This window comes from uncultured Parabacteroides sp., assembly GCF_947855115.1.
Classification (GTDB): domain Bacteria; phylum Bacteroidota; class Bacteroidia; order Bacteroidales; family Tannerellaceae; genus Parabacteroides.
Genome location: NZ_CANTZW010000022.1, coordinates 30,856 through 56,648, shown reverse-complemented (window position 1 = coordinate 56,648; position 25,793 = coordinate 30,856). Strand labels below are relative to the sequence as shown.

The 25,793-nt window shown below is 46.2% G+C and carries 21 protein-coding genes; 7 read left to right on the top strand and 14 right to left on the bottom strand.

Annotated elements, in window-relative coordinates; translation table 11 throughout:
- Positions 1-121 precede the first annotated feature (121 nt).
- From Q0110_RS13255 to rho, 6 genes are all read left to right on the top strand, one after another.
- Positions 122-295, top strand: a complete 174-nt coding sequence (locus Q0110_RS13255; protein ID WP_297907159.1) for a hypothetical protein — start codon at positions 122-124, stop codon at positions 293-295.
- 120 nt (positions 296-415) lie between these two features.
- Positions 416-2,173 carry an aspartate--tRNA ligase gene (gene aspS, locus Q0110_RS13250; protein ID WP_297907156.1) on the top strand — a complete coding sequence of 586 codons (1,758 nt, stop codon included), beginning with the start codon at positions 416-418 and terminating at the stop codon, positions 2,171-2,173.
- Between the two features lie 111 nt (positions 2,174-2,284).
- Entirely contained in the window at positions 2,285-3,382 is a 1,098-nt protein-coding gene (locus tag Q0110_RS13245) for a Nif3-like dinuclear metal center hexameric protein (protein WP_297907153.1), read from the top strand.
- Between the two features lies 1 nt (position 3,383).
- The gene (locus tag Q0110_RS13240; protein WP_297907150.1) at positions 3,384-4,148 is read left to right on the top strand and encodes a C4-type zinc ribbon domain-containing protein; all 765 of its coding nucleotides are present in this window, start codon (positions 3,384-3,386) and stop codon (positions 4,146-4,148) included.
- A 73-nt stretch (positions 4,149-4,221) separates the two neighbouring features.
- Entirely contained in the window at positions 4,222-5,538 is a 1,317-nt protein-coding gene (gene tilS, locus Q0110_RS13235) for a tRNA lysidine(34) synthetase TilS (protein ID WP_297907147.1), read from the top strand.
- Positions 5,539-5,739: 201 nt separating this feature from the next.
- Positions 5,740-7,719, top strand: coding sequence for a transcription termination factor Rho (rho, locus tag Q0110_RS13230; RefSeq protein ID WP_297907144.1), 1,980 nt, complete (start codon positions 5,740-5,742; stop codon positions 7,717-7,719).
- Positions 7,720-7,880: 161 nt separating this feature from the next.
- Here the strand turns inward: rho and Q0110_RS13225 are convergent, their stop codons facing one another.
- Positions 7,881-9,161, bottom strand: a complete 1,281-nt coding sequence (locus tag Q0110_RS13225; RefSeq protein ID WP_297907141.1) for a DEAD/DEAH box helicase — start codon at positions 9,159-9,161, stop codon at positions 7,881-7,883.
- Positions 9,162-9,297: 136 nt separating this feature from the next.
- Between Q0110_RS13225 and Q0110_RS13220 the strand changes: the two genes are divergently transcribed.
- Positions 9,298-11,166, top strand: a complete 1,869-nt coding sequence (locus tag Q0110_RS13220; protein WP_297907137.1) for a PAS domain-containing hybrid sensor histidine kinase/response regulator — start codon at positions 9,298-9,300, stop codon at positions 11,164-11,166.
- Between the two features lie 3 nt (positions 11,167-11,169).
- Here the strand turns inward: Q0110_RS13220 and Q0110_RS13215 are convergent, their stop codons facing one another.
- The 13 genes from Q0110_RS13215 to Q0110_RS13155 all read right to left on the bottom strand — a co-directional run bounded on the left by Q0110_RS13215 (position 11,170) and on the right by Q0110_RS13155 (position 25,780).
- A complete protein-coding gene (locus Q0110_RS13215; protein WP_297907134.1) occupies positions 11,170-11,994 on the bottom strand; it encodes a transporter substrate-binding domain-containing protein in 825 nt (274 codons plus the stop codon).
- 9 nt (positions 11,995-12,003) lie between these two features.
- A complete protein-coding gene (locus tag Q0110_RS13210; protein WP_297907131.1) occupies positions 12,004-14,085 on the bottom strand; it encodes a putative porin in 2,082 nt (693 codons plus the stop codon).
- A gap of 132 nt (positions 14,086-14,217) precedes the next feature.
- On the bottom strand, positions 14,218-14,766 hold the full coding sequence (locus Q0110_RS13205; RefSeq protein WP_297907128.1) for a 2-oxoacid:acceptor oxidoreductase family protein: 549 nt from the start codon (positions 14,764-14,766) through the stop codon (positions 14,218-14,220).
- Between the two features lie 20 nt (positions 14,767-14,786).
- Positions 14,787-15,551: a thiamine pyrophosphate-dependent enzyme gene (locus tag Q0110_RS13200; protein WP_297907124.1), complete on the bottom strand. Its 765-nt coding sequence runs from the start codon at positions 15,549-15,551 to the stop codon at positions 14,787-14,789.
- Positions 15,552-15,563: 12 nt separating this feature from the next.
- Positions 15,564-15,734 carry a hypothetical protein gene (locus Q0110_RS13195; protein WP_297907121.1) on the bottom strand — a complete coding sequence of 57 codons (171 nt, stop codon included), beginning with the start codon at positions 15,732-15,734 and terminating at the stop codon, positions 15,564-15,566.
- 5 nt (positions 15,735-15,739) lie between these two features.
- The gene (locus Q0110_RS13190) at positions 15,740-16,819 is read right to left on the bottom strand and encodes a 3-methyl-2-oxobutanoate dehydrogenase subunit VorB (protein ID WP_297907119.1); all 1,080 of its coding nucleotides are present in this window, start codon (positions 16,817-16,819) and stop codon (positions 15,740-15,742) included.
- Positions 16,820-16,833: 14 nt separating this feature from the next.
- A complete protein-coding gene (locus Q0110_RS13185) occupies positions 16,834-17,061 on the bottom strand; it encodes a 4Fe-4S binding protein (protein ID WP_005856324.1) in 228 nt (75 codons plus the stop codon).
- Positions 17,062-17,370: 309 nt separating this feature from the next.
- Positions 17,371-18,288 carry a DUF368 domain-containing protein gene (locus tag Q0110_RS13180; RefSeq protein WP_297907107.1) on the bottom strand — a complete coding sequence of 306 codons (918 nt, stop codon included), beginning with the start codon at positions 18,286-18,288 and terminating at the stop codon, positions 17,371-17,373.
- 16 nt (positions 18,289-18,304) lie between these two features.
- Complete coding sequence (locus tag Q0110_RS13175) at positions 18,305-19,762, bottom strand: CDC27 family protein (RefSeq protein ID WP_297907104.1); 1,458 nt, start codon at positions 19,760-19,762, stop codon at positions 18,305-18,307.
- A 10-nt stretch (positions 19,763-19,772) separates the two neighbouring features.
- The gene (locus Q0110_RS13170; RefSeq protein WP_297907101.1) at positions 19,773-21,512 is read right to left on the bottom strand and encodes a glutamine--tRNA ligase/YqeY domain fusion protein; all 1,740 of its coding nucleotides are present in this window, start codon (positions 21,510-21,512) and stop codon (positions 19,773-19,775) included.
- 52 nt (positions 21,513-21,564) lie between these two features.
- Positions 21,565-22,818 (bottom strand): Nramp family divalent metal transporter, encoded by a 1,254-nt coding sequence (locus tag Q0110_RS13165; protein ID WP_297907098.1) that lies wholly within the window; start codon positions 22,816-22,818, stop codon positions 21,565-21,567.
- 303 nt (positions 22,819-23,121) lie between these two features.
- The gene (locus tag Q0110_RS13160) at positions 23,122-24,441 is read right to left on the bottom strand and encodes an ATP-binding protein (protein WP_297907095.1); all 1,320 of its coding nucleotides are present in this window, start codon (positions 24,439-24,441) and stop codon (positions 23,122-23,124) included.
- On the bottom strand, positions 24,431-25,780 hold the full coding sequence (locus Q0110_RS13155) for a sigma-54 dependent transcriptional regulator (RefSeq protein WP_297907092.1): 1,350 nt from the start codon (positions 25,778-25,780) through the stop codon (positions 24,431-24,433). The genes Q0110_RS13160 and Q0110_RS13155 overlap by 11 nt, the downstream gene beginning before the upstream one ends.
- Positions 25,781-25,793: the final 13 nt, after the last annotated feature.

Sequence of the window (25,793 nt, the reverse complement as noted above, 5' to 3'; positions counted from 1 at the left end):
AAAGGTAGTATTTTCGAGGGGTTATTTGTTGGTTGGATACTGTTTTTTTTCATCATAAGGTATGAACTATCAGCAACGTTTGCCTGTTTAATGGCTATTATTACGTTAAAAAATAAAGAATATGGCAACAAATGATTCAAAGACATCCATAGACTCTAAACAAGAGAGGATGGAGGAGATATATCCGGTAGAACAAGTCGCTGTTAAAAACGAGGAAAAGATAACCGCCAAGGAGGTAAGAGAGGCGGTAAAAAAGATTAATCCTGATGCGGACAGCCTAGGTAGCAGAGGGTAGAACGTATTTTAATTTGCGAAAAAGAATAATTATTAAGATTTATAGTATTATCTTTGCGGTTGCGGTTTGCAATAAACCGAGGTGTAAGGATTGGTAAATCTAGCAAATTAAATAATAAAGATGTATAGAACAAGAACTTGTGGCGACTTGCGCCTTGCGGATGAAGGCCTGGTGGTTACACTGGCCGGTTGGGTGCAGAAAACCCGCAAAATGGGAGGAATGACATTTGTCGATATCCGCGATCGTTATGGTATTACTCAGTTGGTTTTTAATCAGGAAATTGACGCGGAGCTTTGCGAGAAAGCGAATAAGTTAGGCCGTGAATTCGTGATTCAAGTAACTGGTACGGTTCGTGAGCGTTCGAGTAAGAATACGCATATCCCGACAGGTGATATCGAGTTGATCGTTTCCGAATTGAATGTCTTGAATTCTGCGCTTACGCCTCCGTTCACGATCGAGGAAGAGACAGATGGTGGTGATGATTTGCGTATGAAATACCGTTATCTGGATTTGCGCCGCGCTTGCGTTCGTAAGAATCTGGAGCTTCGTCATAGAATGGCGTTCGAGGTGCGCCGTTATTTGGATGAGCAGGGTTTCTTGGAGGTCGAGACTCCGGTTCTTGTAAATTCTACCCCGGAAGGCGCTCGTGATTTCGTGGTTCCCTCACGTATGAATCCGGGACAATTCTACGCTTTGCCTCAGTCTCCGCAGACCTTGAAACAATTGTTGATGGTTTCCGGTTTCGACCGTTATTTCCAGATCGTAAAATGTTTCCGCGATGAGGATTTGCGTGCGGATCGCCAGCCGGAGTTTACGCAGATCGACTGCGAGATGAGCTTCGTGGAGCAAGAGGATGTATTGAATATGTTCGAGGGCATGGCGAAACATCTGTTTAAGGTAATCCGCGATGTCGAGTTCAAGGAGCCGTTCATGCGTATGACGTGGCAGGATGCCATGAAACAATATGGTAGCGATAAGCCGGACTTGCGTTTCGGCATGAAGTTCGTTGAGTTGATGGACATCATGAAAGGCCATGGCTTCTCCGTATTCGATAACGCCGCTTATATCGGTGGTATTTGTGCAGAAGGTGCCGCTAGCTATACTCGTAAACAATTGGATGCGTTGACAGAGTTCGTGAAACGTCCGCAGGTAGGCGCTAAAGGTTTGGTTTACGCTCGTGTGGAAGCCGATGGTAACGTAAAATCAAGCGTGGATAAATTTTATAGCCAAGAGGTTCTCCAAGAGATGAAGGATGCGTTCGGCGCTAAGCCGGGCGATTTGATCTTGATCCTTTCCGGTGATGATGCGATGAAGACTCGTAAGCAACTTTGCGAGTTACGTTTGGAGATGGGTAATCAATTAGGCCTTCGCGACAAGGATAAGTTCGTTTGCTTGTGGGTGATCGACTTCCCGTTGTTCGAGTGGAACGAGGAGGATCAACGTTTTTACGCTATGCACCATCCGTTTACCTCTCCGAATCCGGATGATATACCTTTATTAGATACCGATCCGGGCGCTGTTCGTGCGAATGCGTATGATATGGTTATCAATGGCGTTGAAGTGGGAGGCGGTTCTATCCGTATCCATGACAGCCGTTTACAAGATAAGATGTTCAAGCTCTTAGGATTCACGGAGGAGAGAGCACAAGAGCAATTCGGTTTCTTGATGAATGCGTTCAAGTATGGAGCTCCTCCTCATGGAGGTCTGGCTTATGGCTTGGATCGTTTTGTGTCTTTGTTCGCCGGTTTGGATTCCATCCGCGACTGTATCGCTTTCCCGAAGAACAATTCCGGTCGGGATGTTATGCTTGATGCCCCGGGTGTCTTGGATCCGGCCCAGTTGGATGAACTGAATTTAATCGTTGATATCAAGAAATAATCCAGCCTGAATTTCCATTCGGATGGAACAAGACTCCCATCCGAATGGAATTTTCTTTTCTTCCGAAAGGAATTACTTTTTCTTTCGAACGTAAATCGAAGGATATTTAGTATGGTAAAGGTTAAAGATATATTGAGAGAAATCGAGCATTATGCCCCGCTTCCGCTTCAAGAAGGTTTTGATAACGCGGGGGTGCAAGTAGGCGACGTGAACCAGCATGCGACGGGGGTGTTGCTGTGTCTGGATGTTACCGAGGAGGTGCTTGATGAGGCGATCGAGATGGGGTGTAACCTGATCATTTCTCATCATCCTTTGGCCTTTAAGCCGTTTAAGTCGTTGACAGGTTCCAGTTATATCGAGCGTTGCATGATGAAAGCATGTAAGTACGACATGGTGATTTATGCCGCCCATACCAATCTGGATAATGCCGTAGGAGGTGTGAATTACCGTTTGGCTGAGTTGATCGGCTTGCAGAATGTACGGATCTTGAGCCCCCAGAAAGGAGCCTTATTGAAGTTGGTGACGTTCGTTCCGGAAGCTTATGCCGAGATCATGCGGAATACTTTATTCAACGCCGGTGCGGGAAGTATCGGGAATTATGATGCTTGCAGTTATAATTTGCATGGCGAGGGGACATTTCGTGCCAATATAGGGTGCAATCCGTTTTGTGGCGAGATCGGTGAGTTGCATTTGGAGAAAGAGGTGCGTATAGAGACGATCCTTCCGGCATTTAAGAAAACGGCAGTGATGCGTGCTCTCTTATCCGTCCATCCATATGAAGAACCGGCTTTTGATTTCTATCCGTTATCGAACACGTGGGAACAAGCTGGTTCCGGTGTGGTAGGAGAGTTGCCGGCCGAGGAGGATGAGTTGAGTTTCTTGCTGCGGATCAAGGATCTGTTTAATGTCGGTTGTGTGAAGCATTCTCCGTTCACGGGTAAGCCCATACGTGAGGTCGCTATTTGCGGGGGAAGTGGCGCTTTCTTGATTAAGGACGCTATTGCGTATGGCGCTGATGTCTTTATCACCGGCGAGGCGAAATACAATGATTTTTACGATGTGGAGGACCAAATTCTATTGGCGGTTATTGGTCATTATGAATCGGAAATCTGTACAAAAGACATATTTTATAACATAATATCGAAAAAATTCCCTACCTTTGCGGTACATTTTTCGAATGTTAATTCAAACCCAGTAAAATATTTATAGAATGGCTACAGATAAACAATCATCTGAAAAGGAATATACGGTTGAAGAAAAGCTTTCTACGCTATATCAACTTCAGACGATGATGACTGAAATTGATAAGATCAAGACCCTTCGCGGTGAGCTTCCTCTGGAGGTTCAAGACTTGGAGGATGAGATCATAGGACTGGAAACACGTCTCCAGAACTATCAAGCGGAGATCAAGGAGTTTGAGGCTTCTGTTGTTGAGCAAAAGCATAAGATCACGGAATCTACTACATTGATAGATCGCTATAAAACACAATTAGACAACGTGCGTAATAACCGGGAGTTTGATAACCTGTCTAAGGAGATCGAGTTCCAGGGTTTGGAAATTGAGTTCTCAGAGAAAAAGATCCGTGAATTTGGAGAGGCTATAGAAGCTAAGAAAAAAGATATTACCGAATTAACAGAGAAATTGGAAGGCCGTAAGGCAGACTTGGTTCAGAAAAAGAGCGAGTTGGAGCAAATCATTTCCGAGACAAAGCAGGATGAGGAGAAGCTGCGCGAGAAAGCGAAAAAACTGGAAGCTACTATCGAACCTCGTTTGTTGACTGCTTTCAAGCGTATCCGTAAAGGCGCTCGTAATGGTTTGGCTGTTGTTTATGTACAACGTGGTGCTTGCGGTGGTTGTTTTAATAAGATCCCGCCCCAGAAACAGTTGGATATTAAGCTGCGCAAGAAGATTATCGTTTGCGAGTACTGTGGTCGTATCATGATTGATCCGGAATTAGCAGGTGTAGAAGATTAATTCGAAAGATCTATAGGTAATGGCTCTAGCTAAGATTGGTTAGGGCCATTGTTGTTTTTAATGCGAAAGTGTCATGATACATACGATACGTTTATACATCGAGAAATACCAGTTGTTGTCCGAGGATCGTCCGGTTTTGGTCGGATTGAGCGGCGGGGCTGATTCCGTGGCTTTGCTAGGCGTATTGGTTCGTTTGGGGTATCCGTGTATCGCGCTTCATTGTAATTTTCATTTGCGCGGAGAGGAGTCGGGGCGAGACGAGACGTTTGCCCGTAAGTTCGCCGAATCCTTGGAAGTGCCTTTTCATAAGATAGATTTCGATACGGTCTCTTATGCGGGAGAGAAGCGTGTTTCAATAGAGATGGCTGCCCGTGAGTTGCGTTACGCTTGGTTTGAGAAGATGCGGGAGCGGTTAGGAGGACAAGCGATCGCTGTTGCCCATCACCGGGATGATAGCGTGGAGACTGTACTGATGAATTTGGTGCGGGGTACGGGAATCCGGGGAATGGGGGGGATCCGTCCGAGGAATGGTTTTATTGTCCGTCCGTTGCTGTGTGTAGGTCGTGAGGATATCTTGACGTGGTTGACAGATCGAGGGTACGTTTATATGACGGACAGTTCGAATTTGTCGGATGCCTATACCCGTAATTTTATCCGTTTAAATGTGTTACCGCTTTTGGAGAAGATAAATCCTTCGGTGAGAAATACCATCGCACGTTCCGCTGAGCATCTTTCCGCCGTGGAAGCCCTATATATATATGTATTGGAACAAGCCCGGAAAGAGGTTGTCGTGTCGGATAATCGTCTTTCTATCGGGGCGCTGATGCGATTTCCGGCTCCGGAGACGATTTTATATGAGCTATTGAAAGGATATGGCTTTACCCGTTTGGTCTCGGAAGAGATTTTCGTAGCCTTGTCCAAGGAGTCTGGTAAGTTGTTTTACTCGTCTACCCATCGCCTGCTGAAAGATCGGGATGATTTGTGGATCGTTCCTTTGGAGAAGAAAGAGGAACGGACTTTCGTCTTGGACCCGGAAAAAGGTATTTATCACGAACCCATTGAACTATCTTTCCGTAAACTTGTTATAACTATAGATTTCCCTATCGAGAAGAATAAGCGGATCGCTTATTTGGATTACGATAAACTTGATTTCCCCTTGACATTGCGGACTTGGAAAGAAGGGGATTGGTTTATTCCCTTCGGGATGAAAGGACGTAAGAAGTTGAGCGACTATTTCTCCGATCATAAATTTAGCCGGATTCAAAAGGAGCGTATATGGCTTCTTTGTTGTGGTGACGCTATCGTTTGGGTGGTAGGAGAAAGGATTGATAATCGTTTTCGTATAGACAAATCAACAAAGCGTGCGCTAATTGTGAATTTTTTTGGTTAAATCCTCGTTTATTGTAAAAATATTCTTACATTTGCGAAGATTTACTCCGCAGATATGTTACTAATGGTTCAAATTAGCTGGACAATCCGCTTATTACATGAAAATTAAAATTTAATAAAGATACAATGATACCATTGGATGTACATCGTGTTCGTACATGTGAGCCGTGTGTATAAGCCATTTATATTATTACTTCGCAATATGCAGAAATATAACATTCTAGAACTAAATGAAAAACTTCTTCCCGAGCTTCAAGGTATCGCGGAAGAGTTGGGTATAAAAAAAGTTAGCAGCTTAAAAAAAGAAGAGTTAGTTTATCGGATTCTTGATGAGCAGGCAATCTCCTATGCCGGCATTCAGGCAGAAAAGATGAAAGAGAAAGAGGCTAAGAAGCCTGCCGAGGGCCGTAAGAGAGGCCGACCGGCTAAGGCTGTTTCTTCTAAGGCCGCCAAGACCGAGGTAACCGAAGCTGTGGAAAATCCCCAACCGGTTCCGGAGAAGCCGATCGTTACTCCGGCTGATAAGAAAGAGCAAAAGGAGCAACCCGAGCGTAAGAAAAGAGTTCGTATCGAGAAAAAAGAAAAGGTAGCCGGCGCTATCGCTCCTTCTGAGGAGAATAAGGAAGTGGTAGTCTCGAAAGAGCCACAAACGATTTCTACGGTAACGGAAATTCCCGTCGTGGAAACTCCGGTGGTAGAGAGCCCGGTAGAAAAACCTTTGTTGCCCCCCGTTGTGGTGGAACTGGAGTCGGAAGAGGAGGTGGTTTTGCCGGAAAATCCAACTCCGGTAGAGGAAGCGGGAGAAAACCCGCAGCAACCAGCGGAAGAGGAACCTAAGCGTATCGTATTCCGTCATCCGGACGCTAAATCCGTGCTAGATCAAGTTTTCCCATTCTCCGCTCCGAAAACCGAGACTAACAAACCTCAACCCGAGGCCGCTCCCCAACAAAATAATCCTCGACAGAACAATCGACAGAATAATCATAATAACAACCGTAATAATAACAATAACGCTAATAACAATCAGCAAGCTCAAGAGAAGATGTATGAGTTTGACGGTATCCTCACTGGAACCGGTGTATTGGAGATGATGCAAGACGGTTACGGTTTCCTTCGTTCTTCCGATTATAACTATTTGACCTCTCCGGACGATATTTATGTTTCTCAATCCCAGATCAAGTTATTTGGCTTGAAAACGGGTGATGTGGTAGAGGGTTCGATCCGTCCACCGAAGGAAGGTGAGAAATATTTCCCGTTGGTGAAAGTGGATAAGATCAATGGTCGTACACCGGAAGAGGTTCGTGACCGTGTTCCTTTTGATCATTTGACTCCGTTGTTCCCGGATGAGAAATTTATGCTTACGGCACGTAAATCACCGAAAGTATACGATAATATCGCTGTACGTGTAGTTGATTTATTCTCCCCGATCGGAAAGGGACAACGCGGTTTGATCGTCGCTCAGCCGAAAACCGGTAAGACGATGTTGTTGAAAGATATCGCAAACGCTATCGCTTACAATCATCCTGAGGTTTATATGATCATATTATTGATCGACGAACGCCCGGAGGAGGTTACCGATATGGCTCGTAGCGTAGATGCGGAAGTTATCGCTTCTACGTTCGACGAACCGGCAGAACGTCACGTGAAAATTGCGGAGATCGTATTGAATAAGGCAAAACGAATGGTAGAATGTGGTCATGATGTCGTGATTCTTTTGGATTCGATCACTCGTTTGGCTCGTGCGTATAATACGGTGCAACCGGCTTCCGGTAAGGTACTTTCCGGTGGTGTGGACGCAAATGCGTTACAGAAGCCGAAGCGTTTCTTTGGTGCTGCCCGTAATATTGAGAACGGCGGTAGCCTTACGATCCTAGCCACCGCTCTTACGGAGACAGGTTCTAAAATGGATGACGTGATCTTCGAGGAATTTAAAGGTACAGGTAACATGGAGTTACAATTGGATCGTAAGTTATCCAACAAACGTATCTATCCGGCTGTGGATATTACGGCTTCCAGCACTCGTCGGGATGATTTGTTGCAGGATGAGAGTACGCTGAACCGTATGTGGATATTACGTAAATATTTATCAGATATGAACTCGATGGAAGCTATGGAATTTGTTAAGCAACGGATGGAACAGACCGTTGATAATATGGAATTCTTGGCCTCCATGAATGGTTGATAATATTTGATTAAAGTATATAGTAACTATATTATTGCCTTACAGTGTGAATTCTTATTAAGCAATAGCGCATATTAAAATATAAGCCCTCTATAAATCGTACAATCGTTTATAGAGGGCTTTGCTGTAAGGCTGTATATAGTTACCTAAAGTAATAATGTTTATTGCACCTTTTTAGGTCTTCCACGGTGTCCCGTATTCCGTTTTTGTGAGCTTGATGATGTTCCTTTTTCCCCGTTTTTACGAGGTCTTCCTCTACCTCTTTTATTCATGCCGTATTTTTCCGGCTCATACAAGGGTACTTCACCAAATTCCGGACTGATCGGTATCTTATAGACTTCTTTATCTAAGAAATCCTCTATGCGCTTGAATTGCGCTTGCTCGTCGATAGATACGAAAGTGATTGCCAATCCTTCGCCGTTCGTACCCCGTGCCGTACGTCCGATCCGATGTACATAATCCTCCGGGTCATGCGGGATGTCAAAGTTCACGACAAGTTTGATATCGTTGATATCAATTCCTCGTGCCACGACATCCGTAGCTACGAGGATATCGATATGTCCGCTCTTGAATTCTTTCATGACTTCTTCCCTTTGGGATTGCTCGAGATCCGAGTGCATGGCAGCTACATTAAATTTCATTCTTTTTAATGTAGACGCTAATTCTTTTACCTTCATTTTAGAAGAGGAGAAGATGATTACCCGTTGGGGATGGCTTTGTGAGAAGAGATCTTGTAGAATCTTGATCTTTTGTGGGTCATAGCAGATATATGCGGTTTGCATGATAGATTCGGGCGGGCGTGAGATCGCGATCTTGACTTCTTCCGGATCTTTTAAGATGGACTTGGCTAACGTTCGGATTTTAGGGGGCATGGTTGCCGAGAACATGATCGTTTGACAATCCGGGGGGAGCAGCTTATGAACTTGCATGATGTCATCGTAAAATCCCATATCCAGCATACGGTCTGCCTCATCTAAGACGAAGAATGATACTTTAGATAGATCGACAGTACCTAATTTAATATGTGATAATAAACGTCCTGGGGTAGCGATCACAATATCCGCACCCATTTCCAAGCCTCTTCTTTGTTGTTCCCAAGCGATTCCGTCGGTGCCTCCGTACACGGCAACCGCAGATATAGAGGGTATAAAATATGTGAATCCTTGGATTTGTTGGTCTATTTGTTGAGCCAATTCCCGGGTTGGTGCCATAATAATCGCATTCACGGCGTCTGTCGGGTGGCAGCCTTTACTTAGTTCGTTAATAACCGGCAAAACATACGCCGCCGTTTTACCGGTTCCGGTCTGTGCGCAAGCGATGATGTCTTTACCCTCTAAAATGACAGGAATCGTTAACTCCTGGACAGGAGTCGTTTCATCAAAATTCATGTCATAAAGCCCGTCCAAAACGGCATCTTCCAAATCTAATTCATCAAATCTCATCTTTTTACATTCAAATTCCCGGTAAAGATAAATATTATTTAGAAATATTATGCAATAGCTAGGTTTCTCTTTGGTGATAAATAGAAAAATAAATACCTTTATCCCCAAGTTATGTCCCAAAAACGGAAGAATTAATATGGATAGTCTAGAAAGCGGAAGTAACATTCGGTCTGGATTAGAGATGATCATGGAGAAGAGCCCCGATACGGTTATATTAGTGGATCGAGATCTTACTCTTGTGAAGGTTATTTCTGCAAAAGACGATTACTATCATTATTTAGCGAAAAACTTTATCGGAAAGCAACCTCAAGTATTGTTTCCGGATGGAAAAAATCATGATCAATATGAGGTCTATAGAGCTGCGATTAAGCGTGCTTTTGAGGAGCGTGTAAAAGTTGATTTCTCTTTTGAGATCAACTTTGAGGGAAAGAGTTATTATTACTTGTCGCAGGCTAGCCTTTTTAATGAGGAGCTTGCGATCGTTTATACCCGTGATGTCTCTTCGCTGAAAACAGAAAGAAACCTGCAAGAGTTGATCAATACGATATTAGATCGTTTGCCGTTAGGTGTTTTTGTGAAAGACGGGGATAACCATTTTAATTACCTCTATTGGAACCATTTCATGGAGGAATTAACGGGTATTGAGACCCGGGTTATCGAAGGACATGATGATTTCGAGGTGAACTATGACGCGTTAATGACTGCCGAGGAACGTTTGGAGACAGACATGAACCTGATCAAGACCGGACAGGAACTGAATTTTAAAGGAAAGATGAAGTCAGCTTCCGGTGATTACCGGGATATAGAAGTCTCCAAATATCCTATTTCCCTAAATAATGGTAAACCGCTTATATTGGCTTTATGGAGAGATGTAACTTCCGAACTAGCTACTGAGAATGCCCTGAAAAGAACCCGGATATTGACGAAAATGGCATTGCAGATAAGTGATATACGTACTTGCTCGATTTTTGTCAATACGGATAGCGTATCCGATTTCAAGGATTCCGTCGTGGCCTTGAATGACTGGAATACGATGTCGGAAGATATGATGGAAGTATCGTGGGGGCAGTTTGTCAGTCGGGCGCATCCCGATGATCAAGAACGTTATCATGATATGTTTATCCGTCTTTGCCGGGGTGAAATCTCGGAGGCAAGGATCGAGGCCCGTATGCTATTCCCCGGTAAGGAGGAGTATGTCTGGAGAGAGGTATTCGCTACCGTCTATGAACGGGATGAGAAAGGAAGGCCTTCGATTATTTTAGGATGTTCGACAAATATCCAGGAACGGAAAAATCAAGAATTGAGTCTGGAGGAAGCGAAAATGAAGGCTGAGGCCGCTGATAAGATGAAGTCGAAATATCTAGCGGATATGAGCCATGAGATCCGGACTCCTTTGAATGCGATTACTGGTTTCTCGGAGTTAATGGCTTTCGCCGATACGGATGAGGAACGTATGTCATATTACGACGTGATTAAGATGAATAATCAATTATTGATGCAATTGATCAACGACATCTTGGACATCTCGAAAATAGAGGCAGATGCGATAAAAATCACGTATGAGCGGCTAGATGTCAGTGAATTGATGGATACGATTTATGCTTCCGCTAAATTGAGGGTTCCGGAAGGAGTCGAGCTTGTCTTAGAAAAAGGGGCCGATCACCATATGTTCGGTACGGATAGTATGCGTTTGCTGCAATTGATCAATAATTTGGTGAACAACGCTATCAAGAACACGAAAGAAGGCCGTATCACAATGGGATATACTATTCAACCGGATAATCAATTACGTTTTTATGTGAAGGATACGGGTATTGGCATCGATGAGGAAAAATTGAAAGATGTCTTTGGGCGTTTCGTGAAGATTAATGACTATATGGATGGTATCGGGCTTGGATTGGCTATCTGTAAAGGGCTAGTTGTCAAGATGGGAGGTTCGATACATGTCACATCCAAATTGGGAGTAGGCTCGGAGTTTTCCTTTATCTTACCATCCCACGAATAAATGCTATTTGTAATAGCGCTTATAGATTTGGTCGTATAATCCGCTGTCCTTGATTTGTTGTAGCCAACTATTTAAGCTGTCCAGTAGGATAGGGGAGTCTTTACGGACGGCCCACGACTGCAATTGGGTAAAACTAATATCCGTCATAATATCAACCTCCGGTAGGTCTTTCTGTGTTGTTCGGGCGATTTGTTGGTCGCATACGGCATAATCGATGTCTCCTTTAGCTACCATGATCATAAGTTGCTCGGTAGAATATAACTCGTCTTCTATCACGAAGATCGTATCGCCTATCTCATGTCCCAGGTTTTGCAGACGTAATAAAGCCGGAGAATCTTTCGGTATATATAAAGTCTTTTGGGCTAGATCCAGTTGGTTACGGATGGGAGATTGCCCGTTGTTCGCCTCTGCCGTACGTTGTACCAAGACTTGTTTGTTGAGAACGATCGGTTCTGTAAATAGGTAGTCTTCACGCATCTCGGAGGTGATGGGTATGTTTCTAGCTATTACGTCGCATTTATTGCCCGATAAATCCTCAAAGCTTTTCGCTAAGCTCATTTCCAAAAGCGTCTGTACCTCCAGGCCCGATAATTTAGCGATTGCTTGGCTAAGCTCATATTGAAAACCCTGTACCGTATCACCGGATACGAAATATCCGGATTGATTGTACTCGGTTATCATCCGGAGGACTCCTTCTTCCCGGATTTCCGGATAATCACGAGGCCCGATCTCTTGAGGTGATTGGTTAAACTTCCACAGCCGTATCATTGTCGTTATGGCTATGATCAGTAAAAGTACATATAGGATAAGCAACTTCTTAGATCTCATGGCTATCGATTAATTGTTGAACGTCACGGAGATACCCATCTTCAGTACCATCGGGTCTAAAGGATAATGCGCTAAGGAGAAATAGTTCGGATCAACGAACTTAGAGCCTAGATTGTATGCCATAATAAAGAAACGAGCTTGCTTCAAATGGAAGTTTGCGTAGGCGTTGATCAACGGATAATTTCCGACCTTCACCTTCGTATCCTCTTCCTGTACTTGAAACTGCTGGGTAGCCGGCTCGTAATAAGGTGCGTAATAAGCGGTGTTATAATATACGTTTGCACCGATCTGCACTGTTAAAACTTTTGCCAGCTTGAATGCTAAATATATGTTCGAGTATGCGCTGAAATCTGGTAACGGAAGTTGGGATTTTTCGCTGGAAAGTTGGTAAGCTATTTCGTTTTCCCATCCGAACGCACGATACATGACATCTTGCTTGATACGGGCAGAGATAACTTGGATATTCCTGCTACTTTGCTCCGGTAAACCTTTACCATTGAAAAACACGTAATTCTGGATACTCTCCACTCCTCCGGATAACTGGGTACGAGTAGACTCCAAGTTAATTTTCGCTCCGGCATAGATCCTTTGCACATTCTTTAACGACATGTCCCACCAAAAGTAACGCCCGTGGTGATGACGTTGGTAAAATGCCGGAGTGATGTTTTTGATGTATCCTTCTGCCTTGATCGTGGCATCTTTCTTGAAAAGCTTGAACTTCGTTTGTAAGTCTCCGACTACACGAACCTCTCCGGCATCGCTTCCCGCAAGCCCTAGTTCTCCGCGTACATTGTAGGTCAGCAGGCTTCCTCGGCGCTTGGATAGCTCACCCCCGATGTATGTGGTAAACTCATCATATACTTCGGAGGAGGGAAAATTTAACGTGCTTGGTTCTGAGTAACCACGACCATCCGGCCCGTAGTCTAACCCGGGAACTTGGGCAGCTAATCTGAACCTGCGTTTCTCGAAAGTGACAAAAGCGGTCAGTCCGAACTTAGCCCAATCTTGGAAACCTTCCCGCAAGGACAACGCAAATGTATTCTTTAAATTCCAAGCGGAAGTCTGGTCATTCAATGATGCGTCCATACCGTAGATATGAGTGTAACAGGTGTCTATTCCGGGATCATTCGAGATAAAACGTCTGCGGTTATCCTCGTAATCGATGGTATGGATGATACTGGAAACAGGGATGAATACTTCTTTCGGATTTCCCTCCTCGTCGGTCTCTTCCAGTTCCTTGGTAAAACCGAGGTTATATCTATGCGTCAAGAAATATCGTTTTCCACGGACACGGTTCCAGGTATCCGTATAACGGACAGGATATGACTTGCTATCGATGTTTCTTTGATTTTCGGCCAAGTCATCGGGATTCGTGATATATTGATCATTCGTTAGTCCACCGTTCTCGTAGTTTACGAAATTGAAATTGCTTAAATAGGCGTTTAGTTCATAACGGTCAGTGATATAACTTCCGAAGAAGCGATAGCTTAATAACTTATTACCGTTGGAATTGTAATATCCGCGGCTATAGATATAATCCATCTCGCCACCTACATTGATCTTCTTGCCGAAATTCAAGGTCAATACTCCTTTCAGGCGGTCCATCTTACTCTGGCTGGCTCCCCCTGTCGTATAAGTAGCTTGTGTATAAGGTACCTTGGTATCATAGAAATAAGCGTTTGTCGGAGTCGTGATGTAATAATCATAAGCATCGGCAAAAATGAAATCACGTTCTTCCTTGCGTTCGTTGAAAATACGGGTTTGTGCCGGCGATCCTACATTCGCCAGATAACCTACGGCTAATGAGTTCGCTTCCACTAAGGTACTATTCCCGAAATTTAACCGGTCGGTATCCATGGGGGCGATATAACGTTCTCCTAAAAGAGGCGTGAGCCGATAACCGATGATTCGTTTTGATTTTAGCGCCGCGCTATCTGTTTGCAGCAAGCTATCCGGTATTTCTTTATTTGAGGATGATAAATTGGATAACGAGAAACCTCCTCGTCCTCCCCGGCTTCCGGAACGTCCTTGCGCATGTATAGAAGCCGCCGTTCCTATCAGAAAAAGTAATATGTACAGATAATACTTCATGGGTTGCAAAGATACGATAAAATAGTTGACAGTTGATAAGTGGCAGTGGACAGTTAATGGTTATAATGTGTAATTTTCAACTCTTAACTATCCGCTGTCACTTACCAACTGTCAGCTCTCCACTGTCACTTGTCAACTGTCAACTCGCTGGATGATCTCCATTCCTTTCTTAATGGCAGCCTCGTTCATTGGCAACAAATGATGGTGGCGTTCGGGCAAGGATTTTTTCAATCCCAACATGACGTTCTCCAGTTGAACCATCGGGGCGATCTTTAGCAACCCGCCTAATATCAACATATTAAACGCCTTCTCATTCTTCATTTCGGTAGCGGCATCCATGGCATCTACCCTATATATGTTAATGTCCGTACGTTTCGCCGGCGTATGGATGCCATAGCCATCGTAAATCAAGATACCGCCCGGTTTCACCTTGCTCTCGAACTTATCCATGGAAGGTTGGTTCAAGATAATAGCGATATCGTATTCGTTCAATACGGGTGAGCTGATACGCTCGTCGCTCAAGATAACGGTCACGTTGGCCGTACCGCCGCGTTGCTCTGGTCCGTATGAAGGCATCCAGCTAACCTCTTTGCCTTCCATCAAGCCGGAATAGGCCAAGATCTTACCCATAGACAATACACCTTGTCCACCGAAGCCTGCTATAATTATTTCTTGTTTCATATTGTCGTTTACCGTATTACTTATTCAACATTCTTTAAGTCGCCCAGCGGATAGAAAGGAAACATATTTTCTTCCATCCATTTATTGGCTTTTTCCGGGGTCATCTTCCAGCCAGATGAGCAAGTCGAAACGAACTCTACCACAGAAGTACCCTTGCCGGCCATGGCGTTCTCGAAAGCCTTGCGAAGCATCTTCTTCGCTTTCCGTACGGCTGCGGCTGTCTGTACGCTTTGGCGTGTCACCAGACAGGTTCCTTCCAGTTGAGCTAATAAATCACCGATCTTCAGCGGATAACCGTTCAAGGCGATGTTGCGCCCATACGGACAAGTAGCGGTAGGCATGCCTTCCAAGGTGGTCGGGGCCATCTGCCCGCCGGTCATGCCATAGATAGCGTTGTTCACGAATACGATCACGATATTCTCGCCACGATTGGCGGCATGGATCGTCTCGGCTGTACCGATAGCCGCTAAATCTCCGTCACCTTGATAAGTGAATACCATTTTCTCCGGATTCAAGCGTTTTACGGCAGAGGCGATAGCCGGCGCACGCCCGTGGGCAGCCTCAATCCAATCGATATCCAAGTAATTATAAGCGAATACGGCACATCCTACGGGAGAGATACCGATTGTCTTATCTTCCAGTCCCATATCGGCTATAACCTCGGCAATCAGCTTATGTATCACGCCGTGGCTGCAACCGGGGCAGTAGTGCATGGGGTTTTCATTCATCAATCTGGGCTTTTCATACACCAGATTTTCCGGTTTAATTATATCGTTGAGTTCCATAATCTTTAATTATTAATGTATATATCTTAGGACATATTGCACCAGCCGCAATACGATCGCCGCTCCACCGCAATACAGGAACACGGTCTTGTCGCTAACAGCGAAATAACATACCACGGCAGCTATAGCCAATAGCATAAAAATCAGCGTTAATATCTCGTCTGCTTTACTTCCTCGTGTCATATGGATCAGAATAATTTTTCCTTCAGTGCGTCCAATACCTCATCCGGGGTGAATACGATTCCACCCAATCGGCCGAAATGCTCTACTCTCACCTTGCCATTTACGGCCAGGCGAACGTCTTCTACCATCTGTCCGGCGTTCAACTCAACCGATAACATGCCTTTTACCTTGTCAGCGTAAGCGGCGATTACTTTTGTCGGGAACGGCCATAGCGTGATCGGGCGTAACAAGCCTAGCTTGATACCTTCCGAGCGGGCTATCTCGACTACCTTCTGGCAGATACGGGCAGAAGAACCGAACGCTATCAATAAATAATCAGCGTCCTCGCATTGGAATTCCTCGTGACGGACCTCGTTCTCTTCGATCTTGCGGTATTTCGCTTGGAACCGGATATTGTTCTCTTCCATCTTTGCCGGGTCTAATTCCAAGGACGTGATGATGTTGCTTTTGCGTCCGCCTTTTCTCCCTTGTACGGCCCAAGGGCATTGAGCGATAATCTCTTCCTCGGTACGACGGGCATGGAAAGGAGGCAATACCACTTTCTCCATCATCTGTCCGATAATACCGTCGGCCAGGATAATAGCCGGATTATTGTATTTGAAAGCCAGATCAAAGCCAAGGCCTACGAAGTCTGCCATCTCCTGAACGGAAGAGGGAGCGAGTGTGATCAAGCGGTAGTCGCCGTGCCCACCTCCCTTTACGGTCTGGAAATAATCTGCCTGGCTCGGCTGGATCGTTCCTAGTCCGGGACCGCCGCGCATAACGTTCACGATCAAGCAAGGAAGCTCCGCTCCCGCGATATAAGAAATACCTTCCTGCTTCAAGCTCACGCCCGGGCTGGAGGAAGAGGTCATCACTTTCTTTCCGGAACCGGCTCCACCGTATACCATGTTAATAGCGGCTACCTCGCTCTCCGCTTGTAAGACTACCATGCCGGTCTTTTCCCACGGCATCTCTGCCATAAGGGTTTCCAATATCTCCGACTGCGGAGTGATCGGATAGCCGAAGTAACCGTCCACGCCATAGCGGATAGCCGCATGGGCGATGGCCTCGTTACCCTTCATTAATTTTATATCTTCTGCCATATCTTGATATAACTTTATATTTTTACTTTGTAGATCGTTAGACAACCGTCCGGACAAACTAACCCGCAGCTAGCGCAACCGATGCATGCGTCCGGGTTCTTCATGTACACATAGTGATACCCCTTGTTGTTTACTTCTCGTGGGTGCAACTCCAGTACATCCGACGGGCAGGCTACTACGCAAAGGTTGCATCCCTTGCAGCGCTCTGTGTTTACAACAACAGCTCCTTTTATTTTCGCCATAATCTTATTTATTTAAAATCTAAATGTAACACACTTCAATGTTGAGGCATCAAAGTTAGTAAAAAAATACTCGTTGCCAAGATTATAACGTTTCATTTTCTTGAATAGCGTCTTTCTGTTAATGTTTAAAGCCCCTGTGGTTAGGGTGGGATTAATGGAGGTAAGTTTCGTGTGCCGGAAAAATGCGATGTGCGATAATGAGAATCGCGGGCAGATAAGAATAGGCATTATAAGGAAGTAAGGATGGGCATTATAAGGAGGTCGTATTGCCTATTCTAATCACCTTATAATGCCCGTTGTAATATTCAGTTACGCCTTAGCGCTTTTTTGTGAGAGTTTCTCTAGGAAATATACGATACCGAAGCCCAGGATCATCAATCCCACGGCCTCCCAAACGAATTGGTTCGGAGCGATATTCGCCTCAACCAGCGGCTTGGTCATGCCGTGGCTATCCACGTATGTCTCGATTGTCTCTTTCCAAGGCCATACCTTGTTGAGTGAGCCTAGCATGAATCCTGCCAATACAGCGATCGTGATATCATGGAATTTGCGAAGCGCGAAAGACAGCACCCGGGAAAACGTCGTGATACCGATAGCGGCCCCCGCTATGAATACCAACATGACCGGAATGTTGAAGCTCTTGACCGCCTCCATGATATAGAAATATTTCCCGAGCAGCACCAGGATAAAACTCCCTGATATACCCGGCAAGATCATGGCGCAAATGGCGATCGCCCCGCAAAGGAAAATAAATAGTAAATTACTTGGGGTCTCGGCCGGAGTCGCTACGGTAATGTAGAAAGCGATCGCCGCTCCGACGACAAAGCTCAATACCGTCTTCCAGTTCCACTGCTTGATATCCTTAGACACGAACCAAGTAGAGGCTAGCACCAAGCCGAAGAAAAAAGACCAAACCAAGATCGGGTGATACACCAAGAGATAGGTTATGATTTTCGCCAAGGAGAATATACTGATACCGATACCGGCCACGATCGAAAGCAAGAAATTAGCATTGATCCCTTTCCAGAAAGCCACGATTTTCCCTGTGAATAATTGCCTCAGTGTCGTTCCGTTAATACTTTTGATAGAGTCGATCAATTCCTCGTAGATACCGACAATGAAAGCGATCGTTCCACCCGATACTCCCGGAACAACGTCTGCCGCCCCCATACCCATACCTTTTAATACTAAAAAACCGTAATCCTTGAGATTTCTTTTGTTAGGCATATTACAATTAATTTGTCTAATTACTGTTATCTTTATTCTTTAAAAATTCCTTTACCAGATCCTTAGGCTGGATATACTTTCCCTTTTTATCGAAATCAAACTCTGATCCCATAAGCAACTCAGGTCCCATCTCATGTATCAAATAAAGAAGATCATCCCCGGATATCTGGCTGAGATGCTCCATGAAGTTCTCTTTATCCCGGTTGTAGAAGTAAGCCATGGCCAGGTGAATATGGATCATCGGAGTCTTAGGGTTGATTTGGAGTACTTTTTTGTAATAAGAGATCGCCTTGTCCACCTCTCCCTTAGAATAGAGATAATGTCCGGCATGAAGCAGGCTGTCGCACTCCTCTTGGGTCTCCGGATCGAAGCTCTTCTTGTCGATGATCTTGAATATCTTGTTCGTGATAGCGACCGCCTCTTCTTTTTTACCCCTGTCGAGCAAATAAATCGTTAGGAGAGAGAGGATGCGGAGATTATCCGGATACAACTGCGCTGCCTTGAATAACATTTTGGAAGCCTCGTTCTCATCTCCTGTCTCGGTGCAACAACGGATATAGTTGATATAGTTACTCGGTCCGTCTTCCATATCCGGATCGTTTATGATCGTGGAAAGCAGTTGGTAAGCATCCTCGTATTTCTCCAGCTTCATATAGCACTCTGCCATCAGTGGCGAGATACGGCGTATCATTTCTTCATCGCCCTCTACCTCTTGGTATACCTCTATCGCTTTCTCGTAGCTCTCGTTCATATACAGGCAATATGCCTTCAATATTTTCAGTTCCATATCGGAATCATCGCATGTCAAGGCGAAATCAAAAGCCTCTATCGCTTTCTCATAATCACCGACCATGGAATGTAACCTTCCCAACATAAACCAATACTCGTATGAGAAGGGATTGTTGTCGATCAGCTCATTGCATAAATCGATCGCCCGGTGAACGTCTCCTTCTACCTCAAGGATGTAGCAAAGCTCGTTCTTGAGGATCAAGTTCTCCGGGAATAAAGCCAAGCCGCGGTCTATGAAGTCCCGGGCCTCTTTATACATGTCCAGATCATTTAGTATGGGAGAGATATACTCGAAGATTTCCTCTAAATAATCACATTCCCTGGCGATCAGCTCCTCTATGATCTCCAAGACCTTGGGGTATCGGTTGAGCGAGCAATAACATTCCAGTTTTAACATATCCAGATCTTGGTTATCCGTTTCCGCTATATTCTCGAGTAGAGCGAGAGCGCTCTCGTAATCCTCATTATATGCGAATTGTCTGCCTTTCTTGATTTGCAAGGCTGAATTACCGGGATGAAGTTTTAGCCCGAGGGCTAAGACTTCATCAAAGTAAGTGTAATCGTTCGAATCTTCAAAGCTGTCCAACAGATCATCTATTTGGTCTGCGTCGAAATAAGGTTCCTTACCCTCTTCCTTGGCAGAAAGGTAACGTTGTAACAAGCGTGAGATATCGTCTTTTTTCATTTACTATCCTTTATTTATTAATCTTGCTCCACGTATCCTTTAGTCCTACGGTACGGTTGAATACCAAGTTGTCGGGAGTGGATTCGCTATCTATATTGAAATATCCGATGCGTTGGAATTGAAGGTAGGAAAGGTTGGGCAAGGTAGCCGCGAACTTTTCCACATAACAATTTTTCCGGATCTCCAAGGAGTTCGGGTTGATGATCTCCTTCATGGCTTCCAGCGGAGAGCAATTTTTCTTCTCCCGGATAGCGGCCAACTCGTCCCTGGGATTCTCCACTTTCCAAAGACGGTCGTATAAACGGACTTCCGCTTTTTGGCAATGACCGCGGCTTACCCAGTGCAAGGTTCCTTTTACTTTGCGATTGGCATCCGGCATGCCGCTACGGGTATTCGGGTCGTATTCGCAATATACCTCGGTAATCTCGCCATTCTCGTCTTTCTTACAGCCCGTACATTTTACTATATAAGCGTTTTTCAGGCGAACTTCCTGTCCCGGTGTCATCCGGAAATATTTTTTAGGAGCGTCTTCCATAAAATCCTCGCGTTCCATCCATAATTCACGGCTGAACTCGATCTTATGGCTTCCGGCCTCCGGATCTTCGGGGTTATTGATCGCTTCCAGCTCCTCAACCTGTCCTTCCGGATAGTTGGTGATCGTCAGTTTCACCGGATTGATCACGGCGGATATACGAGTGGCGCGGGCGTTCAGATCCTCGCGAACGGCGCTTTCCAGCAACGCGAACTCGTTCAACGCGTCATAAGTCGTATAACCGATCTTGTCGATGAACTTGCGGATAGATTCCGGGGAGTAACCGCGACGGCGAAAACCGCAGATGGTCGGCATACGGGGATCGTCCCAGCCATTTACCAGGTTCTCTTTCACCAAGGTTAGCAAGTTTCGCTTGCTCATCAGGGTATAGCTCAGGTTCAATTTGTTGAATTCCGTCTGTCTCGGACGGTTATCGTTCAGGTCTTTGCCTTCTTTCAGCCAGTCGATGAACAGATCGTAGAGAGGACGGTGTACGACAAACTCCAGGGTACACAAGGAATGCGTCACGCCCTCGAAAAAGTCGCTCTGTCCGTGGGCGAAATCGTACATCGGATATGCCTTCCACGTCGTGCCCGTGCGATGATGCGGATGATTGACCACCCGGTAGATGATCGGATCGCGAAAATGCATGTTCGGGCTTGCCATGTCTATCTTCGCGCGAAGTACCATGGCACCTTCCGCTATCTCGCCCGTATTCATCTTCTTGAAGAGAGCCAGGCTTTCCTCGATCGGGCGGTTACGGTATGGGCTTTCTATGCCCGGTTGTGTAGGTGTGCCCTTTTGCTGGGCTATTTGTTCGGATGTCTGCTCGTCTATATATGCTTTCCCTTCCTCGATAAGGCGGATAGCGAAATCCCACAATTGCTGGAAGTAGTCGGACGCGTAATAAATATTTCCCCACTGATATCCTAACCATTGGATATCTTCCTTGATCGCCTCCACGTATTCTTCATCCTCTTTCGTCGGGTTCGTGTCGTCGAAACGGAGGTTGCAGATACCGCCATGGCGTTCAGCGATGCCGAAATCTAGGCAAATGGCCTTCGCGTGGCCGATGTGAAGGTATCCGTTGGGCTCGGGCGGGAAACGGGTTTGTACACGTCCTCCGTTCTTGCCTTCCGCTAGATCTTTCTCTACGGCTGCCTCAATGAAATTCAGGTTCTTCTTGCCTTCTTCTTCGTTTGTATTGATATCGCTCATACTTAAAAATTGATAGTTTTTCTTCGAATGGGGCAAAGGTAGCGATTTCTTTTTAAAATAGGCTGATGAGTAGGGCTATATTTAGGACGGTGACCATAGTGCCCAGCAGCAACAGCAGGATTGTCGTGGAGCGGCTGTTCGCGTAGACTCCCATGACCTTTTCGCTGGAAGTCAGGTACACTTGCGTGAATACCGTGATCGGCAATTGCACGCTCAGCAGCATCTGCGACAGGATCAATCCCTTGAACGGATCGCCGATCAGGAATATGATGGCCAAGGCCGGGACAAACGATAACAAGACTCCCAGTTTGGAGTGCAGGTCGGTATGATTGTACGCCTCTCCGTAGAATCCGGCGAAGATGGAAGCCCCGGCGATACCGGAGGTGATGGTCGATGAGATTCCGGCCAATAACAGGGCGGTCGCGAAAATCACCCCGGCGTTATTCCCTACGAGGGGAACCAGCAATTGCTGGGCCTGATCCAGCTCGCCTACGGCTATGTTTTGCTTGAAGAAGGTAGAGGCGGCCAGGATGATCATCGCGGAGTTGATGGCCCAGCCGATCACCATGGATAGGAGCGTGTCGTAAAACTCGTATTTTAGTTGTTTCTTGATGACCGACTCGTCTTCCAGGTTCCATTCCCGGCTCTGTATCACCTCCGAGTGCAAGAAGAGGTTGTGAGGCATCACGACAGCTCCTAGCACGCTCATGATGATCAGTATGGAGTTGTCGGGAAAGGTCGGTTTGATCCAGCCAGTCACGGCTTGTCCCCAGTTGACATCCACCAGCATCAGCTCGTACAGGAACGACAGCCCGATAATGGATACGAACGTGATGATCCATCGTTCGGTCTTACTATACGTGTTGCTGAGTAACATGGCAAGGCATACGATGGTGACGATCACTGCCCCGGCCTTGATCGGCAGGCAGAATAGCATCCTGAGGGCGATGGCCCCACCAAGTATTTCCGCGAGGGAGGTCGATATGCTGGCAAGCATGGCCGAGCCTAGAATCGGGCGGCTTAGCATGCGGGGCATGTATTTGTTGGTCGCTTCCGAAAGGCAGAGGCCGGTTACGATACCCAGGTGGGCTACGTTGTGCTGGATGATAATCAACATGATGGATGAGAACGTGACAACCCATAAAAGAGCGTAGCCGAACTCGGAACCCGCCGCGAGATTCGTCGCCCAGTTTCCGGGGTCGATAAAGCCTACGGTAACAAGTAGTCCGGGACCGATATATTTTAATAAGTCCAATGCTCCGGAACGGGGGCGATGGTTGATCTTCAGTTTGTCTAGTAGATTCATGTCTGTATAGGTGCTTTTATTTGCAAAAACAGCGTAAAGATACGAATTGTTTCTTTGTTACCCAACGGGGGCATGAAATACATTCGCACGGGCGATGGTTGGTATCCGTACGGCCGCGACCTTGTATCTACCCGGCTGTGAATTCGTATCCGTACGGATACAAAGGTGTATCTGCCCGGATACGGATAACTACCCGTACGGATACGCGGATGTACCCGTACGATCGCGCTTGGGTATCTGGGTTTGTGCGTCCGTGTGTCCGCCCGGTTACATGCTCGCGTTCGTACGGATACGGTAAACAGGCTACGGGAATGTCAGTACAAAGGTAGTCTGCTGTTGGGCCGGGTTACTTCTCAGTGTGATGCTACCACCGGATAACCGCATGATTTGTCGAGAGATAGATAACCCGATACCGCTTCCTCCCTCTTTCGTGGTAAAGAACGGCACGAATATATGCTCGGCTTCTTCCGGGGGGATGATGGGGCCGTTGTTCGTTACTTCTAGGATCACGGCCTCGTTGGGGTCGCAATACGCCTTCAATATGATTAGCCCGTTTTCTTGTTCATGCCCGATCGCCTGCATAGCGTTTTTCAGTAGGTTCAAGACTACTTGCGTGATCAGGTTCTCGTCGGCATAAACAATCAGGTCCTCCGGCTCCACGTCGATGCGGATGGTTATGTTCGGGTAATTGTTGTGATGGCGGGCGAGCTGCGTAAGTCGCTCGGCGAATTTATTGACGTAGAATAAAGATGGCTGGGGAGTCGGTATATGCGTAAACTTACGGTAAGACTCGACGAACGCGATCAGGCTTTTTCCGGTGGAGCTGATCACCTCCAATCCGTTGCGTATCTCCTCGTCGATATTCTGGTGAAGAGATAACAAGGTATCGCTCAAGGAGGTGATGGGAGTGACGGAGTTCATGATCTCATGGGTCAAGACACGTGTCAGCCGTATCCAAGACTCGATCTCTTTATCGTCCAACTCGCTGTTGATGTCATTGATAGCGATGATGCGGACGTGTTTCTCCTGGAGCGTCATCTCGGATACACGGACCGAGAGATGTACCGTGCCTCGCTCGTTGATAAAGGAGATCTGGTGTTTCTCTCCGGGACGGACGTTGCTGATGAGCCTCTCCAGATTCTCGTCGATGCGTCCGAGTTGGCGGACATGGGTAAAGACCGTCAGCCCCAGTAGGCGCAAAGCCTCGTTGTTTATCTGGAAAATATAGCCTTTATCATCTTCTACGATAATCCCCGTATTCACTTGGTTCATGATCAACTCATAGTATTTCTCTTTCTGGATCGCCTCGGCTTTCGCTTGGAAGAGTATCTGGGTGATACGGTTCAGGGATTCGCTAACCAGCTTGTCGTTGGAGGAGCGTCCGTGGGTAGCGTATTTGAAGGCGTAATCGCTATTATCGATAGCGTCGAACATAAAGGCTACCTTTTGTGCGTTCCGCTTGAATAACAGGCTGATGCCTCGCAAGGCTATCAACCATCCGATGCCTAGGAATATACACCATACCCATTTTTCCTCCAAGGCCAGATAGGTGAGTGCCGCCGTGAGCCCGGTAGCTAGGGCGAGACGGAAGGTGAGGCTGTAATAAATGCCTTTAAAGCTCATACCGCTTGATCTTATTGTAAAGCGTTTGCCGTGAGATTCCCAACTGATTGGCCACGAGCGAGAGGTTGCCGCTGTATTTATCCATGGCGGCTTTGATCATATTATATTCCATTTCCTCGAGCGTGGTGATATCATTCTTGATAGGCGTTTCCCGCTTACGGGGGAAATCGAAATTGTTGCCATCTAACGTGTCGCTGTCGGCGATGATGATCGCTTTCTCCACGGTATGTTCCAATTCGCGGATATTACCCAGCCAAGATTGGGTTTTCAGCTTTTCCTTGGCGTCGTCGGTAAGGGTCATGGATTTCTTACCATAGATATTGGTATATTTCGTGATGAATATCTCGGTGAGCGGTACGATATCCTCCGGTCGTTCCCTCAATGGCGGGATCTCTACGTGGATCGTATTGATACGATATAGTAGGTCCTCGCGGAATTGCTCTTTCTGTACCATTTCCTGCAAGTCCCGGTTCGTGGCGCATATCAAGCGGATATTGATCGGGACCGGGGTGTTGCTACCTACCCGGACGATACTCCGGCGTTGCAGGGCGGTCAGTAATTTGGCTTGCAAATGATAAGACAGGTTCCCGATCTCGTCGAGGAATAAGGTCCCGTTGTTCGCTACCTCGAACTTACCGGGGCGATCCGTCCGGGCATCGGTAAAGGCCCCTTTGACGTGGCCGAACAACTCGCTCTCGAAAAGAGTCTCCGTGATCGCTCCCATGTCTACCGGTACCATCGCCTCGTTTTTGCGGGATGATAACATATGTATTTCCCGGGCCAGCATTTCCTTGCCCGTCCCGTTCTCTCCCGTGATTAATACGTTGGCGTCTGTCTTGGCGACTTTCTCTATCAACATCCGTATTTGTTGCATGGCGTTGCTATCTCCCCAAAACATACCGCTTTCCTTGGATATCAACTGTTTGTCGCGGGTACCGCCTTTGTGGTTGGCCGAGCGGATTCGGTAAGCGGCTTGTAGCGTTTCCAGCAGCTTCGCGTTATTCCAGGGTTTCACTACGAAATCGGTAGCCCCTTCCTTGATGCCTCGTACCGCCAGGTCGATGTCGGCGTAGGCGGTAAAGAGAACGACTTGTATCGAGGGATAAGCCTTCTTGATCTCGGAGAGCCAGAACAGCCCTTCGTTGCCGCTGTTTATACCGGCGCTGAAATTCATGTCGAGCAATACGACATCCACATTCTCGTCGTGCAGTACGTTTTTTATCTTGTTCGGGGTAGAAATCGTGATAACCTTTTCAAAGTAAGTTCCTAACAGCATTTGTACGGCGGTCAGGATACCTTTATTATCGTCAACAACTAGTATAGTGCCTTGTTTTGCCATGTCATGTCCATTT

Coding starts and splice junctions, on each gene's coding strand:
- Q0110_RS13205 (WP_297907128.1), bottom strand. CDS start 14,766: ATGAAACAAGAAATAATTATAGCAGGCTTCGGTGGACAAGGTGTATTG.
- Q0110_RS13165 (WP_297907098.1), bottom strand. CDS start 22,818: ATGAATCTACTAGACAAACTGAAGATCAACCATCGCCCCCGTTCCGGA.
- Q0110_RS13245 (WP_297907153.1), top strand. CDS start 2,285: ATGGTAAAGGTTAAAGATATATTGAGAGAAATCGAGCATTATGCCCCG.
- Q0110_RS13190 (WP_297907119.1), bottom strand. CDS start 16,819: ATGGCAGAAGATATAAAATTAATGAAGGGTAACGAGGCCATCGCCCAT.
- Q0110_RS13255 (WP_297907159.1), top strand. CDS start 122: ATGGCAACAAATGATTCAAAGACATCCATAGACTCTAAACAAGAGAGG.
- Q0110_RS13185 (WP_005856324.1), bottom strand. CDS start 17,061: ATGGCGAAAATAAAAGGAGCTGTTGTTGTAAACACAGAGCGCTGCAAG.
- Q0110_RS13155 (WP_297907092.1), bottom strand. CDS start 25,780: ATGGCAAAACAAGGCACTATACTAGTTGTTGACGATAATAAAGGTATC.
- Q0110_RS13200 (WP_297907124.1), bottom strand. CDS start 15,551: ATGGAACTCAACGATATAATTAAACCGGAAAATCTGGTGTATGAAAAG.
- Q0110_RS13210 (WP_297907131.1), bottom strand. CDS start 14,085: ATGAAGTATTATCTGTACATATTACTTTTTCTGATAGGAACGGCGGCT.
- Q0110_RS13180 (WP_297907107.1), bottom strand. CDS start 18,288: ATGCCTAACAAAAGAAATCTCAAGGATTACGGTTTTTTAGTATTAAAA.
- Q0110_RS13220 (WP_297907137.1), top strand. CDS start 9,298: ATGGATAGTCTAGAAAGCGGAAGTAACATTCGGTCTGGATTAGAGATG.
- tilS (WP_297907147.1), top strand. CDS start 4,222: ATGATACATACGATACGTTTATACATCGAGAAATACCAGTTGTTGTCC.
- Q0110_RS13225 (WP_297907141.1), bottom strand. CDS start 9,161: ATGAGATTTGATGAATTAGATTTGGAAGATGCCGTTTTGGACGGGCTT.
- Q0110_RS13170 (WP_297907101.1), bottom strand. CDS start 21,512: ATGAGCGATATCAATACAAACGAAGAAGAAGGCAAGAAGAACCTGAAT.
- rho (WP_297907144.1), top strand. CDS start 5,740: ATGCAGAAATATAACATTCTAGAACTAAATGAAAAACTTCTTCCCGAG.
- Q0110_RS13240 (WP_297907150.1), top strand. CDS start 3,384: ATGGCTACAGATAAACAATCATCTGAAAAGGAATATACGGTTGAAGAA.
- Q0110_RS13175 (WP_297907104.1), bottom strand. CDS start 19,762: ATGAAAAAAGACGATATCTCACGCTTGTTACAACGTTACCTTTCTGCC.
- Q0110_RS13215 (WP_297907134.1), bottom strand. CDS start 11,994: ATGAGATCTAAGAAGTTGCTTATCCTATATGTACTTTTACTGATCATA.
- Q0110_RS13195 (WP_297907121.1), bottom strand. CDS start 15,734: ATGACACGAGGAAGTAAAGCAGACGAGATATTAACGCTGATTTTTATG.
- aspS (WP_297907156.1), top strand. CDS start 416: ATGTATAGAACAAGAACTTGTGGCGACTTGCGCCTTGCGGATGAAGGC.
- Q0110_RS13160 (WP_297907095.1), bottom strand. CDS start 24,441: ATGAGCTTTAAAGGCATTTATTACAGCCTCACCTTCCGTCTCGCCCTA.